The 19554-nt window shown below is 33.8% G+C and carries 17 protein-coding genes; 5 read left to right on the top strand and 12 right to left on the bottom strand.

The annotated features are described in order from the left end of the window. The first annotated feature begins 4 nt into the window (after positions 1-4). Together DF185_RS15890 and DF185_RS15895 are read left to right on the top strand one after the other, a co-directional pair. Complete coding sequence (locus DF185_RS15890) at positions 5-877, top strand: nucleoside phosphorylase (protein ID WP_110361745.1); 873 nt, start codon at positions 5-7, stop codon at positions 875-877. 92 nt (positions 878-969) lie between these two features. After that, positions 970-1815, top strand: a complete 846-nt coding sequence (locus tag DF185_RS15895; RefSeq protein ID WP_110361746.1) for a transglutaminase family protein — start codon at positions 970-972, stop codon at positions 1813-1815. A 55-nt stretch (positions 1816-1870) separates the two neighbouring features. On the opposite strand, the gene rny is transcribed toward DF185_RS15895, so the two are convergent. The 3 genes from rny to DF185_RS15910 all read right to left on the bottom strand — a co-directional run bounded on the left by rny (position 1871) and on the right by DF185_RS15910 (position 4179). After that, entirely contained in the window at positions 1871-3403 is a 1533-nt protein-coding gene (rny, locus tag DF185_RS15900; RefSeq protein ID WP_110361747.1) for a ribonuclease Y, read from the bottom strand. Positions 3404-3582: 179 nt separating this feature from the next. Further along, on the bottom strand, positions 3583-3873 hold the full coding sequence (locus DF185_RS15905; protein ID WP_110361748.1) for a cell division protein ZapA: 291 nt from the start codon (positions 3871-3873) through the stop codon (positions 3583-3585). Positions 3874-3882: 9 nt separating this feature from the next. Next, positions 3883-4179: a coiled-coil domain-containing protein gene (locus DF185_RS15910; RefSeq protein ID WP_110361749.1), complete on the bottom strand. Its 297-nt coding sequence runs from the start codon at positions 4177-4179 to the stop codon at positions 3883-3885. Positions 4180-4314: 135 nt separating this feature from the next. Here DF185_RS15910 and DF185_RS15915 point away from each other — a divergent pair, with 135 nt between their 5' ends. The 3 genes from DF185_RS15915 to rplS all read left to right on the top strand — a co-directional run bounded on the left by DF185_RS15915 (position 4315) and on the right by rplS (position 9010). Continuing rightward, a complete protein-coding gene (locus tag DF185_RS15915) occupies positions 4315-6042 on the top strand; it encodes a M23 family metallopeptidase (protein WP_110361750.1) in 1728 nt (575 codons plus the stop codon). 143 nt (positions 6043-6185) lie between these two features. After that, positions 6186-7904, top strand: coding sequence for a dipeptidase (locus tag DF185_RS15920; protein WP_110361751.1), 1719 nt, complete (start codon positions 6186-6188; stop codon positions 7902-7904). A 758-nt stretch (positions 7905-8662) separates the two neighbouring features. Beyond that, entirely contained in the window at positions 8663-9010 is a 348-nt protein-coding gene (gene rplS / locus DF185_RS15925) for a 50S ribosomal protein L19 (RefSeq protein ID WP_110361752.1), read from the top strand. A 105-nt stretch (positions 9011-9115) separates the two neighbouring features. Here rplS and DF185_RS15930 read toward each other — a convergent pair whose 3' ends face one another. The 9 genes from DF185_RS15930 to DF185_RS15970 form a co-directional block, all read right to left on the bottom strand. After that, complete coding sequence (locus DF185_RS15930; protein ID WP_110361753.1) at positions 9116-10654, bottom strand: carboxypeptidase regulatory-like domain-containing protein; 1539 nt, start codon at positions 10652-10654, stop codon at positions 9116-9118. 30 nt (positions 10655-10684) lie between these two features. Then, a complete protein-coding gene (gene csgH, locus DF185_RS15935; protein ID WP_110361754.1) occupies positions 10685-11071 on the bottom strand; it encodes a curli-like amyloid fiber formation chaperone CsgH in 387 nt (128 codons plus the stop codon). 173 nt (positions 11072-11244) lie between these two features. Further along, complete coding sequence (locus tag DF185_RS15940; protein ID WP_110361755.1) at positions 11245-11778, bottom strand: hypothetical protein; 534 nt, start codon at positions 11776-11778, stop codon at positions 11245-11247. 72 nt (positions 11779-11850) lie between these two features. After that, complete coding sequence (locus DF185_RS15945) at positions 11851-13491, bottom strand: hypothetical protein (RefSeq protein WP_110361756.1); 1641 nt, start codon at positions 13489-13491, stop codon at positions 11851-11853. A gap of 345 nt (positions 13492-13836) precedes the next feature. Continuing rightward, positions 13837-15552, bottom strand: a complete 1716-nt coding sequence (locus DF185_RS15950; RefSeq protein WP_110361757.1) for a hypothetical protein — start codon at positions 15550-15552, stop codon at positions 13837-13839. 354 nt (positions 15553-15906) lie between these two features. Then, positions 15907-17361 (bottom strand): CsgG/HfaB family protein, encoded by a 1455-nt coding sequence (locus tag DF185_RS15955; protein ID WP_110361758.1) that lies wholly within the window; start codon positions 17359-17361, stop codon positions 15907-15909. 39 nt (positions 17362-17400) lie between these two features. Next, the gene (locus tag DF185_RS15960; protein ID WP_110361759.1) at positions 17401-17823 is read right to left on the bottom strand and encodes a curli production assembly/transport component CsgF; all 423 of its coding nucleotides are present in this window, start codon (positions 17821-17823) and stop codon (positions 17401-17403) included. Positions 17824-17840: 17 nt separating this feature from the next. After that, positions 17841-18422 (bottom strand): CsgE family curli-type amyloid fiber assembly protein, encoded by a 582-nt coding sequence (locus DF185_RS15965; protein WP_110361760.1) that lies wholly within the window; start codon positions 18420-18422, stop codon positions 17841-17843. Positions 18423-18534: 112 nt separating this feature from the next. Further along, positions 18535-19554 (bottom strand): PorP/SprF family type IX secretion system membrane protein, encoded by a 1020-nt coding sequence (locus tag DF185_RS15970; protein WP_110361761.1) that lies wholly within the window; start codon positions 19552-19554, stop codon positions 18535-18537.

Genomic DNA, 19554 nt, shown 5'->3' on the forward strand with positions numbered 1-19554 from the left:
GAATATGGAAAAAATTAAATCATCAGAACTAATTATTAATCCTGACGGAAGTGTATTTCACTTACACCTTCGTCCTGAACATTTAGCCGATACGGTTATTTTAGTTGGAGATCCTGGAAGAGTGGAATTAGTTGCTAGCTTCTTTGATGAAGTAGAATGTACAATTTCTAATCGCGAATTTGTTACCACAACTGGTACCTATAAGGGAAAAAGATTCTCTGCACTATCAACTGGTATTGGAACCGATAATATTGATATCGTAGTAAATGAGTTAGATGCTTTGGTTAATATCGATTTAGAAACCAGAACACCTAAAACAGAACACAAAAGTCTTAATTTGGTAAGAATTGGAACATCAGGTGCTCTTCAGGGTAATATTCCTGTAGATTCATTCTTATTATCCAATAAATCAATTGGATTCGACGGCATGCTAAACTTTTATGCTGATCGTGACGAGGTTTCGGATCTTGATTTTGAGAAATCTTTTAAAGAATTCGTTAATTGGGATGCTAAATTGGCTTCTCCATATGTGGTTCCTGCATCTGAAAAATTAGTCGACATGCTTGATGGAGACGATATGATTCAAGGTGTAACAATATCTGCTAACGGATTTTATGGCCCACAAGGTAGAGTTTTACGTTTACAGACTCTAGATCCTGATTTAAATGATAAGATTGAAGAGTTCGATTTTAAAGGTGAAAAAATCACCAATTACGAAATGGAAAGTTCTGCTATTTTTGGATTATCGAAAATGCTAGGACACAATGCAGCCGCGGTTTGTGCTATTATTGCCAATCGCATAACAAAAGATGCAAGCAAAGATTACAAACCAACAGTAAAACGATTAATCAATACCGTTCTTGACAGATTGAGCTAAGTTGGTTTTGGCCTAATTTTCAAATAAATAACCCGTAAGATTGTTTTTACTTACGGGTTTTCTTATATTTAATCGGGCCAAAACCTTAAGTTATGAACGAGAATAAACTCACCGCTCTATTATCTTTGCTAGATGATCCAACACCGGAAATCTATAAAAGAATCGAAAATGAGTTGATTAACTTGCCAGTTTCTGCTATTCCTCAACTCGAAGATTATTGGTTGGATTCCAAAAGCACACTACTTCAGGAAAGACTTGAACAAGTCATCAATAAAATTCAATTTACTCATGTTAAAAATGAATTTGTCACCTGGGGTAAAACCGATTCACAGGATTTGATCGAAGGTGCCATTCTGGTCAACAAAAGCTACAATCCAAACTTAATTACCGATCCTATTAGGAAGGAAATCGAAAAGATTAAAAAGGATGTGTGGTTGGAATTAAATGACCAACTCACAGCACTGGAGAAAATTAAGATTCTTAATCATTTTTTCTACAACATTTATAATTATCAGGCTCTGTCGCCCAATCAACCAACAAATTGGGATGGAGATATTGGTACAGTATTGTCACAAAAACAAGGTAATTACATTATCATATCGATAATTTATGCAGGCATCGCACAAGAGTTAGGAATACCAGTTTATGGGATAAACCTAACAGATAGCGTGCTCTTGTGCTACATAGATAAAAACACCTCTGATAAAGACAAAATTCTTTTCTATATCAATCCAATTGACAGAGGTAAAGTTTTTGGTAGAGCAGAATTGCAATTCGTTATTGAATCTAAAAAAATTGTAAATCGTCCCAAGTATTATAAAGCAACCAACAACTCAAGCTTGATAAAAAGGCTGGTAAAACACAATATCAGTGTTTACAAAAAGCTTAAACTAACCACTCACGTGCCAAATTTCAAAGAATTATATAAATCGATATAAATAAAAAACCCGCTTCAAATTGAAGCGGGTTTCTTTTTCTATATAATTTGCTCTACTATTTAGCGTAATTGATTGCACGTGTTTCACGAATTACCGTAATCTTAACCTGACCAGGATAAGTCATTTCATCCTGAATTTTTTGTGCAATATCCAATGATAATGTTTCAGCTTCCTTATCGGATACTTTATCACTACCAACAATAACTCTTAACTCACGACCTGCTTGAATAGCGTATGTTTTAAGTACTCCTGGGTGAGATAATGCTAAGTTTTCAAGATCTTTCAATCGCTTGATGTATGATTCAACAATCTCACGACGAGCACCCGGACGAGCACCTGAAATCGCATCACAAGCCTGAATAATAGGAGAAATCATTGATGTCATCTCAATTTCATCATGGTGAGCACCAATTGCATTACAAACATCTGGTTTCTCTTTATACTTCTCAGCCAACTTCATACCTAGAATTGCGTGTGGCAATTCTGGCTCATCATCTGGCACTTTACCTATATCATGAAGTAATCCAGCTCTTTTTGCACGTTTTGCATTTAATCCTAGCTCTGTTGCCATTATCGCACATAAGTTTGCAGTTTCTCTGGCATGCTGCAACAAATTCTGACCATAAGATGAACGATACTTCATTTTACCAACCAAACGAATCAATTCTGGGTGTAAACCATGAATTCCCAAGTCGATTGCAGTACGCTTACCAGTCTCAATAATCTCCTCCTCAATTTGCTTGCGTACTTTATTTACAACTTCCTCAATTCTTGCAGGGTGAATACGACCATCGGTAACCAATTGATGCAATGCAAGTCTTGCAATCTCTCTACGAACTGGATCAAAACCTGAAAGAACAATTGCTTCAGGTGTATCATCTACAATAATTTCAATACCTGTAGCGGCTTCCAAAGCACGAATATTACGACCTTCACGACCAATAATTCTACCTTTAATTTCGTCAGATTCAATGTGGAAAATCGTTACGGAGTTTTCAATTGCAGTCTCTGTAGCTACTCTTTGAATTGTCTTTACAACAACTTTTTTAGCTTCCATATTAGCAGACATTTTCGCTTCTTCCATAATCTCATTCACATAAGACATGGCTTCAGTTTTTGCCTCCTCTTTCAAAGAACCAATCAGTTGGTTTTTAGCCTCTTCTGCCGACATTCCTGAAATCTCTTCCAGTTGCTCAATTTGTTGTTTTTTGGCTTTTTCAAGCTCCGTTGATTTTTTCTCAACCAAATCAATCTGATGATTCAAATTCTCACGAATGGCATCAGTTTCTTTCTTTTTACGCTGAAAATCATCAATTCTTTGATTTAAGGTATTTTCCTTTTGTTTGATTTTATTTTCGGCAGCTAAAAGCTTGTTGTTTTTAGAGTTAATTTGTTTCTCATGCTCAGTCTTCAATTGGAAAAACTTCTCCTTTGCCTGAAGAATTTTGTCCTTCTTTATCACTTCAGCCTCTGTCTGAGCTTCCTGTATTATTTTTTCACTCTTCGATTTAAGAGCTTTTTGCAATATAAAATATGCAAGTATCCCACCTATACCAAAGGCAAGAATTCCTATTATAGTTTCAATCATATTATAGAATATTAAGTCAATACTAGTTTTTATACAAAAATAACCCGCACCATCACTCAAACCAATAAACTTATGGTATTACACGACTCTCAACTCAAAAGAGAATCACACAATATCAACAAGTTACAAGTTCAAGAAATAATGCGGGTTATTACTTTTACTATTTAAAGAACGTTTTCTTACTCTTTTTCTAAAAATTCACTCAGCTCGCGCTCCATTGCCTTTAATTCATTATACACTGGTGCAACATCTGTTTTATTTTCCAATTCAATCACTTTAATTACATATTGCAAAGAAGCCATCGCCAGAAAATCCTGAGTATCTTTATCTTTATATCTTTGTTTGTATTGCATAACTTTCTCGTTAATCATTTTCGCGGCCTTTCTGATCACCTCCTCTTGTTTGCGATCAATATTCAAGGGATAAGTTCTATCCGCAACGTTAACTTTAATTGAAAGTTTATTATCCATAAACAAATTCTATCTGTTCAAAAGAGCAATACATTTATCAATCTCCCGCACAATTCGGTTTATCTTAAGTTTGGCCTCATGAGAATCTTCACTATTGGAAGATAAAGTTTTGGCCAACTTTAATGTATCGTAATGATGTTCAAGTTCACTTTTTTCTCTCGAAAGAGTTTCTACTTTCTCCATAAGTTCTATTTTCTCATGAATTAAAGTCTCTTTTTCTTCCTTGGATTTCTTGTACAACGAAATAAGCTCTTCAATGCGCTGTTTTAAACTTATTATTATTTCGTTTGATTCCTGATCCATCATTCTAAATTTCTTTTACAAAATTAACATTGCTGAGAAGATTATCAAATTTATTGGTTTGTATTTTGGCTTAAGCTTCCGAAAAAAAAGCTTTTTTTGTAGTTTTGACGAACAATACAAGAGTAATACAACAAGAAAATGAAGCATATTAAAACAAACATAATCACCTTTTTATCAATCTTATTCTTTCTTTCTCCAATTTCAGTTTCGGCTCAGCAAAAAAATCATCCTAAAAATTACTTTAGATCACCTGTAGATTTTACCATTACCCTATCTGGTAATTTTGCTGAACTTAGAAACAATCATTTCCATTCAGGCATTGATATCAGAACTTTTACCACAGGTAAAAAAGTATATGCCATCGCTGACGGATTTGTTAGCAGAATCAAAATTTCTGCAGGAGGCTATGGAAAAGCGATTTACATCGATCATCCAAATGGTTACACTTCAGTTTATGCACACTTGGATGGTTTTAACAAAAAGATTAATGAGTTTGTAAAAGCACATCAATACAGTAAAAACACTTTCGAGTTCGACCTGAATTTTAAGAAAGATCGATTTCCTGTAAAAAAAGGTGAGGTAATTGCAATTTCAGGAAATACAGGATCTTCGGCCGGACCTCATTTGCATTTCGAAATTAGAGATACAAAATCAGAACACCCTTTAAACCCACTTCTTTTCGGATTTAAAATTAAGGATACCACACCTCCTAAAATTTTTAACTTGTATGTATATCCAATGGATTCATTAAGTAGCGTAAATGGAAAGAATACCAGACAAAAATTTCCGGTTACCTATTACAACAACACTTATCATCTAAAGGGAGATCCTAAAGTGATTCTATCAGGAAATATTGGTTTTGGAATTCAGGTAAACGACTATTTGGACAATACTTGGGGAAAATGTGGAATTTACAACATGAAAGTAAAAGTGAATGATTCTTTAATAACCGATTATACTTTTAAAGAATTTTCGTTCGATGAATCTCGTTACATCAATTCTCACATGGATTATGCCTTAAACATTAAAGAAAAAAGAAGAATTCATAAATGTTTTAAAGAACCAAACAACAAACTTTCTATCTACAATCACTTTAGCAATAGAGGAATTTACAACTTCAAATCAGGAACAAAATATAAAATTGATTTCTTGGCATATGATACAAAGAACAATCTGGCAAAGTTAAGAATGTACGCGCAGGCCAAAGAACTATCAAAGGCTTTTAAACAGGCTGATTTTAACCAATTATTATCTGGTACAGATGAAAATACTTTCAAACAAGATGAACTAGAGTTAAAATTCCCAACCAATTCGTTTTATTCGGATATCAAATTTAAATATTCAAAGAAAGTTGATTCTACTTATTTATCGGATATTCATTCAATACATGAAAAAACAACTCCTGTTCACAAATATTACACCATTTCAATAAAACCAAACCGTACATTCAAAAATGAAAACAAGTTATTTATTGCAGCAATAGAAAAGCCTGGTAAAATTTCAAATGTTGGTGGTGTATATATTAATGGATGGGTAAAATCAAAAACCCGAGTTTTCGGAGATTTTGCAATCATTCAGGACACAGTTCCTCCTACTCTTAAGTCGAGAACAAACTTTAAATTAAAAAATTTATCTGTTAGAGATAAAATTTCTTTTACCATTAAAGATGAATTGTCTGGCATTAAAAATTACAAAGGAACAATAGATGGAAAATGGGTACTTTTCGAGTTTGACGCTAAAAATAATCACCTGTTTTATAAATTCGATAAGAAAAGATTATTACCCAATCGCAAGCATGATTTGAATTTGGAAGTTACGGATAAGCTGGGCAATAAAACCAAGTTTCAAACCAAATTTTTCTGGTAGTAAAATCAGTAAAACACTTAAAAGTAAAGCTACATTGACTTTACCGATAAAGACTTTTATCAGCTTTAACTTTGCATTTTTTTCCTATTTTTGTAGGAATCGTGAAAATTTTATCGCAATTAAATTCACTTAAATATTTAAACATGAAGAAGATTTATGCAATTGCCTCTCTTCTATTGGCAATTATCGTCTTTTCGACAACAACTTCGCAAGCTTGTACCAACTATCTTGTAACAAGAGGTGCAAGTACTGATGGTTCTAACATGATTACTTACGCTGCTGATTCGCACGTATTATACGGAGAGCTTTATTTCCGTCCTGCTGCTGATTGGGCTGAAGGAACAATGATTGATGTTTACGAATGGGATACTGGAAAATACCTTGGTAAAATTCCACAAGTTCCACATACTTATTCTGTAGTTGGTAACATGAATGAATTCCAGTTGGCAATTGGTGAAACTACTTATGGTGGAAGATCAGAGCTAGGAACTGGAAAACAAGAAGGAGCTTTAATTGACTATGGTAGCTTGATTTACCTTACTCTTCAACGTGCAAAAAATGCTCGTGAAGCTATCAAAGTAATGACTGAATTAGTAGAAAACCATGGTTATTACAGTTCAGGTGAATCTTTCTCTATTTCTGATAAGAATGAAATCTGGATTCTTGAAATGATCGGTAAAGGTAACGGAGAAAAAGGTGCTGTTTGGGTAGCAAGAATGATTCCTGACGGATATGTTAGTGGTCACGCAAACCAAGCTAGAATCACTACTTTCCCATTAGAAGGGAAAAATTCTATCTCTTCAGATAAAATGGATAAAATCTTCAATCCAGAAGTAACTAACGTTTATGCAAAAGACGTTATCTCATTTGCAAAAGAAAAAGGTTACTATCCAAAAGATGGTAAGAACAAAGAATTTAGTTTCTCGGATACTTATGCTCCAGTAGATTTTGGTGCTGCAAGATTCTGTGAAATTCGCGTTTGGTCTTTCTTTAACGATGTAAAAGAAGGAATGGATAAATATTTCGATTACTGTAAAGGTAAAGTTGAGCATGATGAGAAAGGTTATGCAACCAATCGTATGCCTTTATGGATTAAGCCAGACAACAAAATCAACGTTCTTGAAGTGATGGATTTCATGAGAAATCACTTGGAAGGAACTGAATTGGATATGGCTAAAGATATGGGTGCTGGTCCTTACGGAAATCCTTACCGTTGGAGACCTCTAACCTGGAAAGTTGATGGTGTAACATATTGTAACGAGCGTGCAACTGCAACTCAGCAAACTGGTTTCTCTTTTGTTGCTCAATCAAGAAATTGGTTACCTGATGCAGTAGGTGGAATTAACTGGTTTGGAGTAGATGATGCAGCTTCATCGGTATATTTCCCAATGTATTGTGGTAGCACAAGAGTTCCTAAATCATTCGCTGTTGGTAACGGTAAAATGATGGAATTCACCAATAAATCTGCATTCTGGGTATTCAATCAGGTAACCAATTTTGCTTATACTCGCTATAACGCAATCCACCCAGAAATTGCTAAAAAGCAAAAAGCTCTTGAAAAGAAATACCTTTCATTCACTAAAATTATCGACCTTGCTGCAGAAGGCATGTTCAAAACAGACGAGGCTGCTGCGGTTGAATTCTTAACTGATTTCTCATGCAACCAAGGTGATAACTTAACAGATGAGTGGAGAGAATTCTATGGTTACTTGTTTGCTAAATTCATGGACGGAAACATCAAAGAAAAAGATGGTAACAACCAAAATCCTAAGATGAAGCAACCTGGTTACAGCAAAGAATTTTACGAAACTATTGTGAAAACCACTGGCGACAAACTTAAAATGTCAGGTGATTCACACTAAAAAAATACAATTTTAATTTTTAAAGGAGCTTAACGGCTCCTTTTTTTTGTTCCATATATCACATCTGATATCAAAAAGTGTCATTTTCATACCGATTATTAAATAGCATGAACCTTTGGTTGCAAATTGTCGAAGTTAAGCGGTCTAAAAAATTTTCTAGGGCCATTGTTCGATTGGCAATGCAAATTTGGAAGATCAATATGGTAAAAATCGAATGGCAATGTCCGCAGAAAAATTTCTAGCGGCATTGTTCAACTGGAAAAAGACCTTTTAAAGTTTAAAATACACTTTTTTCGAATGACAATGCTATTTTTAAATTCAAAATGCCATTTTGCATAAGTGACATAGTCGTTTTGAAGTTCAATATCCTCATTTTTCAATTGGCAATCTCTCTATTGATTTTCAAACCCTCATTTTCTTGCCGGCAATGCACTTAAAAATTTTAAAAGCCCTTTTTCCTTTCGGTTTATGTGTCTATTTAAGTTCAGAAACAGCATTACCAATCGAACAATGGCCTTGGGAAATTTCTACAGCCATTTTCTCCGACAATCTTTCCTCATTTTATTTATAGCAATTTTACCTCGAACTCAAGTTTAATATTGTATTGATATAATTACTTTTTCCTCCAAAAAATCTAACATTTACCTTTTTAACTTTGAAATTTTTATTAATTTTGCGGCGAAATCGTGCGTAATCTCTGGCAGATCTACAGATAAATTGTGAATATTGCGCTCGTTAAACCTTAATAAATTAAAACAATGGATTTAATTAAAGTTGCAGAAGAAGCTTTCAAAAGTGGTATTGAAACTCCTGAATTCCAAGCAGGTGATACTATTAGCGTTTCTTACAAAATTAAAGAGGGTAACAAAGAAAGAACTCAGGTGTTTAGAGGTGTTGTAATCCAAATTAAAGGATCAGGATCTACTAAGACTTTTACCATCAGAAAAATGTCTGGTAACGTAGGTGTGGAAAGAATTATTCCTTTCACTTCTCCATTCATTGAAAAAATTGAAGTAAACAAAAGAGGTCGTGTTAGAAGAGCTCGTATCTACTATCTACGCGAACTTACTGGTAAGAAAGCAAGAATCAAAGAAAGAAGATTCTAATCTTACTTCGAAAAAATACAAAAGCCTTCCAGACGGAAGGCTTTTTTTATGCACAAAAAAAGCACCTGAAAACTTCTCAGATGCTAAATTATTTAAACAGGACTATCAATGCGGATTATACCAAAAAGGCATTTGTCCACTACTAATTAATTGTGTTCTATTACTGCCATCGTCATCCATTGTCCAAATCGTTTTTGGACCATCACCATCATTAGCAACGTTCATAAAAATAATTTTTTCCCCTGTTTCTGAAAATCTAGCCTGAATATCATTACCGGTCTTATCATCTCCCGATAAATCCGTCAATTCACTTCCATCAACATTAATACTATATATCCTAACATCAAAACGTCTTCCATTATCTCTTTCTACAATCGTATCCCTCGAAAAAATAATTTTTTTCCCATTAGGTGAAAAAACAGGATTAGACACAGTACCAAACTCATCAGGTAATAACCTAGTAAGTCCAGAACCATCTTCTGGATTCATTAAATAAATCTCATTTTGATAGGATTTTGGCCCTTGAGCCAATACAACTATTTTTTCAACACCATCAAAACCATCAAAACCATTAATATAATCACACCCTTTATAAGTCCATCCTACAGGAGCTTTTGAAATTAAATCAAACCCAGCACCCTCATAACCTATACGATATAAATTTTCATTATGAGCATATACAATACTTCCTCCATCTGGTGCCCAACAAAATCCTTCACCAGAACTATGAAAGCCTTCTACCGGAAACTCACTTGTAATCTGTTTCACATTATTACCTCTCGTATCCATTGTATAAATATGATATTTACCTGACTCATTTGATGAATAAGCTATAGTTTGAGTATTAGGCGAAATCTGAGGAAACACCTGACTGCTCCCCTCTGTAGTAAGTCTAACCAAGTGATTATCTTGAAGATCCCAGGAGTAAATATCTCTCGAACCCAATGTGTCTTTCACAAACAAATAAGGATTTTTAGGAAAATCCTCTGTCGCAAACCTCCACTTTTTACCTTCTACTTCATCCAATTGTTTATTTCTAGCCACAACTTTCCAAAGGTAAGTTGTTTCAAATTTCAGATTCTTGACAGTATAAGTTGTATCTAAAATGTTCGAAACTACTTTTGTTCCTTCAGCGTCATCTGCTCCTTCATACAGTATCACATCAAAACGCAAAGTATCACCCTTTTCCGTTTCTCCATTTCTCCATTTTAACTCAACTTCCGTGGGTAATTTAGTTTGATCATCCTCAATATCAGCAGGGGAAACATAAGTAATGTCATCCGGAATTTTACTATCAAGTGGAGCTACTGTAAGTAAAAAACTCATTGAATTATTTTGATTTTCTGTTACTTTAATATTTATACTTTGTGAAGAATAATCCTCCTTAGTTGCTGTAACAGAGTAATCACCAACTAACACTTTCTCAATACTAAATTCTCCTTCAGCATTTGTTGTTACTGAAGTAGTTCCAGGATTAGTAGTAATTGTTACGCCTTCCATTGGTAAATTACTAGCCGAAGCCTTTACCGTTCCACTGATTGAACCATATAGATCAGGTTCCACTGTACTTTCATTACATGATATTACAAACATGGACAATCCGAAGACAATAAATAGTCCAAAGAGTGTGTAGAATTTTTTCATATTCTGGTAGCTATTTTAATTTTTCTTAATTTACTCATTATCTCCATGTAAAACAACCGAATCTTGAGCAACCAACTGCTTATTGTGATAAACGATCAAACTCACAAACAAATTATCCTTCTTAGATAAATTTAACCTTACTTTAGATAATGTGAGCTGCTTATTTTTTGAAGAAATGCATTTTCCCTTTTGTGTTGATGTTGAATTTCCTGAACGACCTTCCTTTTTAGTCTTTAAAACGTAGTTAATAGCAATTGTTTTACCATCTTCATTTTTGAATTTGGCACTAAGTGTAAGATTCTTAATCTCGCCTTCTATTTCAATCCAAGCTTTCATTTTATTCTTTTCAGGTTGGGCTGCAGAGGTACTAATTATCAAAAACAACAAAACTCCAAACATAAAAGTTCTTAGTATCATCTTATAGTAGTTGATTACGAGTATTAAAAATATCTAATAGTTAATATAAAATCAATAAGGAAAGCGTTAAAATACTATAATTTGATAAAAAATATATTTAATTTCCGTAAAATATCTTAAAAGAAGAAGGGGTACCCCAAAGGATACCCCAACCATTTAAACCTGCTCTGTATTCACAAACCACTTTGTATTATAACAGTCATACCATTTCCTACTTGGCTTACACTATAACCTTTGGTAGAATTTCCGGTATCTATTTGAATTAATTCATTGTCATTTCCAACTTGTGTAATTTCAAAGCTCTTATTATTCCCAATAACTTCTTGTTGCAATGAATTGTTATCACCATATTGGTGAATGCTAGAGGAAATGTTGTTCCCAGTTAAGGCAGATTCAACAAAATTTAAATCTCCTCGCTGAAAAATCTCAATAACTTGGCGATTCCCCTTCTGAACTGCCTCTAATATGTTCTCAACACCAACCTGTTGGATGATTGCCACCTGTTCTTTACTGAATTGAGAAATCATTAATTCATTCTCATTTCCAAATTGAATAGCAGAGATAACATTTTCTCCTTCGATGGCTTTGGCAAGACCATAATTCAATTGATTTAGAAGTTGGTCTTCCTGATTATAATTCTGCCCAATTACAAAATTATTAAAACATAAGAACAGAGCGCACCAAATGTATTTTTTTAAATAAAGCATAAGCGATTTAGTGAAGATTTTAAGAAGAAAATTCCCACAATAGTGGGAATTTTACTTTATAATTTCATTGGATCATGGTGAGAATACAACACCTGCATTACCCTGTTGAGTAACAGCGAAGTTTTCGTTACCATTCTGAATTACAAGACCAAAGTGATCATTACCAATTTGCTCAAGGAATGAAGTATTATTGTCACCCCACTGATAAGTTAAACCAGTATTGTCATCACCTGTCTGAAGAATAGTAGCACTATTGTACATACCGTCCATTTGTGCAATTACAGCAACGTTACGATCTCCATCTTGCAAGATATCAGCTAAACTTTCTTCTTGATCAAACTGGAATACCCAACCTCTGTTATCATCACCTCTTTGCTCAACAAATGCATCAGATTTTTTACCTCCAAATTGTCCTACAAATGAGAAGTTGTGTTCACCTTTTTGGAAAATCTTGGCTTTATTTTTCTTACCACCAATCTGATCTATGATTGCTAAGTTACCATGATCTTTCTGAGTAATCTTCGCTTTATTCTTAGTTCCATAAAGTTGTGAAATGTAAGCTGTTTGATGAGTTCCAAATTGCTTAACTGTTGCTCGATCACCAGAACCGTACTTTTGAGTTACATCAGCAAAATGTCTGTATCCTTTTTGGAATACCTCAACATCTCCTTTTGATTCATGAATTTGCTCAACAAAAGCATAGTTACGAGTACCAATTTGATAAGTTCTTGATACATTATGGTCTCCACCAACTTGAACCGTACGTGCACGATTTGCACGACCGTTTTGCATGATATATGCTTCGTTATCTAAACCTCCTCTTTGATAGGTCGAAGCCATATTCCAAATACCATTTTGGTGAATGTTAGCAACATTACTAAAACCACCAATTTGCATAGTACGTGCTCTGTTAAATGCATATAGCTGAGTAATGGTTGCATTATTAAATTGACCAAACAACTGAGTTACTCTTGCACTATTACGCAATCCCCACTGGTTTACAAATGCACTATTATATGCACCTCTTCTTTGGAACACATCAGAACGATTCATTCTACCATATTGAATTACCGTTGCATCAGTAAAAATTGGTAAAATTTGAGTAATGTTAGAAGAGTTACGAACTCCCATTTGCCAAACATTAGCACTACTCAATGCACCTAATTGAAGAACATCACTGCGATTAAAGCGTCCCATTTGATCTACCATAGCAATATTATTGTGATTAGCTTGCAAAATAGTTGATAGATTAGCTAATCCCAATTGCATCACCATCGCAGTATTTAAGAAATCAAACTGAGTTACGTAAGACATATTAAACCAGCCTGTTTGACTAACACCTGCCATATTTAATAAGCCCAATTGAAGTACTCTAGAAATGTTGTGTAATCCCATTTGATCAACGTAAGCCATATTAAAGAATCCTACCTGATCAACATACGATACATTAAGAATGCCAAGCTGATTAACCATAGCTGAATTACCAACAAGAAACTGATTAATGTAAGAAATGTTAGCAAGACCTTCTTGGTCAACTGTTGCGTCATTCCATAGTCCAAACTGGTCAACATCACTCATGTTGTACCATCCAACTTGGGTAACACCAGCTGTATTACCAAAACCCAATTGGTCTACTGTAGAGTAGTTTACCTGTGCGAAAGCAGAAGATACTGCAAAAACCACAGCAACTACCAGAAATAATAATTTTTTCATGGTTGATTTTTTTAAAGGTTTTAAAGTGAATTAAAATAAAATCTAGTATAGTATAAAGAGCTCTGATTCGATCTATGAAGACCAATTATAGCCTTAGTAGATCTTTTATCTAAATTAAAAAAAAGCCTTTCCAAACACCTTTATTTTTACATGAACGAATTATTACTCTTGATTAAACCGTATTCTCCACATGCTAATTTTTATAGAGTCTAAAAAAGCATAAGAAAACTTAAACAAATGTTTAAAATGTCTTAAAATAAACGATAAGAAAAAACCGCCAAACTGCATTATTTCAGCAATTTGGCGGTTACATTTATTATAAATCAATCAAATCAATTCAAATAATTATGGATTTACACCTGCATTGTATTGAGATACTACAGCAGTATTTCCATTACCAAATTGAGTTACTGAAGACATATGTCCTAAACCATTTTGATATACATCAACAGTATTGTTGCTTCCAACCTGTAAAGTATAAGACTTATTGTATGATCCTAACTGCATAACATCTGCATCATTATTTACACCCAATGCTTGAATTGAAAGAGCTTCATTACCATTTCCTTCTTGTAAAATAAGAGCTTCACTGTTAGCTACAGCAAACTGAACGATAGCAGCTTCATTATTAATACCAAACTGACCAATTCCTGCATAAGTATTTTCTGTACCCAATTGAGCAATAGCAGCACTATTTAAATCACCTATTTGTGCAATTTCTGAAATTGAATTGCTATTTAAAACTTGAAGTACACCAGCTTCATTCTCATTACCTAACTGACCAATCCATGCAGTAGTAGAAAGATTAGCAACTTGTGCAATACCAGCTTCATTTTCTTCACCATATTGCTCTACATATGCTTTATTAAATATACCTCCAAGTTGATAAACATCAGCATCATTCATATCACCTACTTGATATACATCAGCATCATTTTTTCTACCTAACTCTTGATTAACTTTAGCGTCATTATAATATCCATATTGAGTTACAAATGCTACGTTTGATTTTCCTTCAGTTTGATTCACTTCTGCATTGTTATAATCTCCTGACTGATAAACGTCTGCTAAATTTCTTTTTCCTTCTACCTGAGTTACAACACTTCTGTTTACAGTACCGAATTGTTCAGTTACAATTCTATTTCTTTTACCTGCAGTTTGAGTTGCATAAGCGTAGTTGTTATCACCATTTTGGTAAACATTGATTTTGTTTCTTTCTCCTGAAGCCTGATATGAATAAACATCATTTCCTGTTCCTACCTGAACAACTTTTGATCTATTAAATTCACCACCATATTGCTCTGTTTTAGCAGTGTTTTCATATCCATTTTGTCTTACTTTAGCGGTATTCCAATAACCACCATCTTGCAAGATGTCAACTTCATTTTTATCATTAAATTGCTTAACTATTGCCCAGTTATAAGTACCTCCGAATTGATCAACATACGCTCTGTTCTCATCTCCTCTTTGAAGCGTTCTTGTCCAGTTACCCATGCCACCATCTTGTTCAACTCTCACATCATTTCCATTTCCACGCTGACGAGCAGTAATCCAATTGTACTGACCATCATACTGAACCATATGAGCATAGTTATTATCTCCATACTGACCTACTTCAATATTATTATACATAGAACCAGCCTGATATGTGTAAGCATAGTTTTCATCACCATTTTGGAAAATAGTAGACCAATTGTACATACCACCCCATTGATCAACTATCGCATCATTGTAATTTCCAAACTGAGAAATAACAGCATTATTAAAGTTCCCAGTCTGATCAATGTCAGCAAAATTTAGCATTCCAAATTGGAATACTTTTGCATATCCATTATCACCACCCTGCTTAATAGCTGATATATTAATTAAACCTTTCTGATCAACATCAGCATCATTAACATCTCCATTTTGAGATACACCACTAATGTTTAAAACACCAGTTTGATTTACATTGGCATTATTGCCATTACCATTCTGATTTACACCAGAAATGTTTACTTGAGCAAAAGAATATGCTCCTGTCATTACGACTGCTAAAAAGACGAATAAAATCTTTTTCATGGTTTGAATTTTTTGGTTTAAAGTGAAAAACAGGTTTCCCTGCGTGAATTGTTTTAATTAATCTTTAATGTATTATTTGATGATTTATGTTCTTAATTCGAAAACTAAAGTATAAAGTTAAATTGAAAATAAAATGTTAGTTTACATCAAAACATACATTTATATGATGAGTATTTAAAAGATATTGATCAAACCAAACAAAGTTTTTAAATACTGTTTAAATAGTTAATTTAAATTAAACAAGCCTCTTGAACCATTGCTTTTACTGACTCACACAAGAATATTAAAAGAAAAATCAAGTGTACAAAAAAGGGTTAGAAACTAATCTAACCCTTTTTCTTTTTTACTTTTATTTTATTCAACAGACTCAACGTCTGACTTAGGTTTCTTCCTAACCTTCTGTTTTCTTACTCTTTTTTTATTGTTCTTTTTCCATAGATTATCAAAGTAAAAATTAAGTCCTATTTTTCCTTCCCAAAAATAATCATTGTAGTGTCCTTGTTTTAATCCATCTACTTTATCATTGAAGATATAATGATTCAATACTGAAAAATTTAATCCAAATCTATCGTTGAGTAAAAATTCAACCCCAGCTCCATAAATTGCTTGGGCATGTATAGAATTTGATAGATCAAATGTAAATGCTGATTTATCATGTTCTGAAAACAAACCAACACCGCCCTCAACATAAGGCGTCCAATCCTTATAAGGCAAAAGTCGATATTTTGCTGTTACATCTAGCGAATTAAAGGTTTTTTGAAAATGTTTTGTTGTAGCTAAATCTCCTCGCGTAATACTAGCTTTAAACTGCATGAAAGATTGAGTATCGTAGAGCAAGGATACTCCACCACAAGCTTCCATTTCCGTATGACTAAAATCTCCCATATACAGCCAAGATCCTCCTTCAATACCAATCCCGAATTTATGACGTCTCTTGCTTATCAGTTGATCAAAGAAATCTGATTCTTGATTTTCTTCTTTTTCCTCTACATATCTAGTTATTACATCAGAATTAACCTCTTCTGGGTTCTTAAGATCCCACAACCCTTCAATAACTCCTTCTATAATTAAGGATTCAACAGCTTTTTCAATAGCTTCTTTCACCGCCATTTCGGATGGTTCATTGTAGGTAAATCCGGTTTCAGCCTCCAAGAGTCGCTTAAATTTCACATATCTAAACAGGCTTGCATCAACCTTTTGCGATAATATCATTTTTGAAGTATAAACTGTCTTCAATATCCTACCATTACTAGTCGAAATTGCGCGCAAATATACCGTAACCCTATCCTGACGATATTGACCCGAACCTCCAGCTGCAAAATACATTAAACCGGCACCTCCGGTAATTACATTTGCATCATAACTAATCACTCCACCTTCTAAAACAATTCCTGCAAACAATAATGGCGGCAACAATTGAGTATTATCATCTTTACCAGCATAATTCGCTCTACTTGATCGAATAATCTTCCTCTCATTCAACAGGTTATTCAACCCTTCTCGCTCAAGAGGTATAAACCAACCTGATTCCTCAATTGCCTTTAATAATATTGAAGTGGTACCTTGCGTGACAGCTGTAGACCAATTTGCACCAGTCTCAGAAGGCTTGTATTGTCCGGTTTGATCTCGGAACTTATATACTGCTGCCACAATTTTCTCTCGTGGTTCTGGTAATCCGACCAGATTTTTTCTAACAGGAGTTTCTGCTCCAATTTCTGCTCGCTGTTCAGTTAATGGTTGGTTAAAATAAGGTACACATCCACTGAAAATAAAAATTACCAGTAGATAAAGTGGTATAAATCTTTTCATATAGAGAGATTTAAAGAGGTATAATAATTAGTAGTAATTTTAATAACTTGGTATGACGACATTGGTATAGTTTCCATTCCTTATATCTTGAATATTAACGGTAACACCACTTGCATCTTCCATTATATCTACTTTATAGCTACCTAAATTATAACTCCCAGTCTCCAAATCACCCCCGTCTCCAAAAATTTGACTCACCAATCTGCTCGATAGCTGATTTAATATTTGTCTATTCAAATTGGTTTCAAAATCGTCTAATGGATCTTGATTAAAACTATCCTCTTGAGTAGGATCTTCTATTTTATCTTGCTGTTTTGCCGAATTTATCAACCAATTGTAATTGTATGGATTTCCACCAAAATTTGAATTTATTGGAGTATAAACAAAATCCTGCGCCATTGCTCCAATAGGTTGAGCTAGAAAAAATAAAGCGACTATGATTATTGCTTTTAAATATTTCATGATGTATCATTTTAAGGTTAAAAAATACCCGAACCTGATTGATCATCTCCATCAAGTTGCGATTTCATTCTTTCGTAGTTGCTTAAATATCTTGTTGTTTTATATATTGCATAATTTGACATTTGTTCCATAATATCGTTACGCGGCTGAACTCTCTGCTTAAACACCTCTTCATCATTAACTAATATGGTAATTTGAGTTGCTAATCCAGGTAAAACCATTTCCTTAATGGTAATTGTAAAATTCTTAGCATTTTTAGGTGCATTCCAGGTTGCATAAAACATATCAAAAAAATCCCGACCAACTTTTGATATTGTCTCATCCATAATCAATCCATCGATTTCCATATCAAGTTCTGCCGACTCAGTACTCGAATTATTTTGCACAGCGCTATTTAAAGCATCCTTTAATATTTTCAAAGTTCGCAAAGAATCTCTCTCTTTTTGAGTTTGCTGCGCTTGAGCTGAAAACGAACAACAAATTAGCAAAGAAACAAATACCAATGAGGTTATGCTTTTTAACGAACTTATCATTCTAAACACTATATAATCAGCCTTCTTCACAATATATAAATATATACTTTCTAATTTTAAATTCATAAACTTTTACACCACATTAGACCACTCTTAAGAAATCTTAACTTTTGTTAACCAGTTAATTAAACTTAAACAGATAAATATAATTCTTTGACAATTGGTCTTTTTTTATCCATTAAAATTTTGGACAACGAATTGCCCTAATTCTTTTCTTTTTTCTAAAATAGTGTGATCCTGAACAAGATGTGCGAGTTTTTCCCAATAAATATGTTAGAGAAATCTCATGAGCTCCAGAGTTGGTTTTCACCAATTTTGATACTACATAGTCATATGAATAACCTATCCTTAACCTATCTGTTTGATATCCTAAAAGCACAATAAATGCATCAAAATCAAATGATAGATTCTGTCTAAACCAAGTACCAACAACCCAATTGGTTCTTGAAAAATACAATCCATAATTCATTTGCTCAAAATCTTGCTGCTTCTGATACAAAATATTTGGTGAAATCATGAAATCACTTTTCATTAATCCTCTTGAATATCCAATAGGAATTGCAGCCCCTGCATGAACCGTATATTTTCTCGGTAAAACAGCAGAATTGTTATCACTGTCAAATGCTTCATCGGGTTCTGATAAATGATCAGCAACAGCTCCCAAATAAAAGTTTTTATAATTTGCTACTATCCCAAGCGAAAAATCGATATATGAATGAGATAAACTCCCTGGCTGAATCTCCCGTCCGGGATATATTACACCATACAAAGGATCAATCATATCTGAAAAAACGAGAGATTCCCAATCTAACTTTCTTTGTACGTATGTAGCTTTAAGGCCTGTATTCACCGAAAAATTTCTGTTTATATTTAGGGAGTATGAATACACCCCTGAGACCATGGTAGTTTTAATTGCTCCATCTCCCTGATTATCCTGAATCAGTAAAAGACCCAATCCACCATGCATAATATCAACATATTGATCGTAAGAAATCGTATAGGTTACAAATGGCTTATTGTTTTGCGGCCATTGATTACGATATGACAATGATGCAACCGGAGCAAATTCCGATCCTGCTAAAGCCGGATTTAAATACAAACGGTTGGCATAAAATTGAGAAAATTCTATATCCTGCGCCTTAACAACCTGTGAGAGCACAATCAAAATGATTATATGAACAATTCTCCATTTTAACAT

The sequence above is a fragment of the Marinifilum breve genome (assembly GCF_003202155.1).
In the GTDB taxonomy this organism is placed as follows: Bacteria; Bacteroidota; Bacteroidia; order Bacteroidales; family Marinifilaceae; genus Marinifilum; species Marinifilum breve.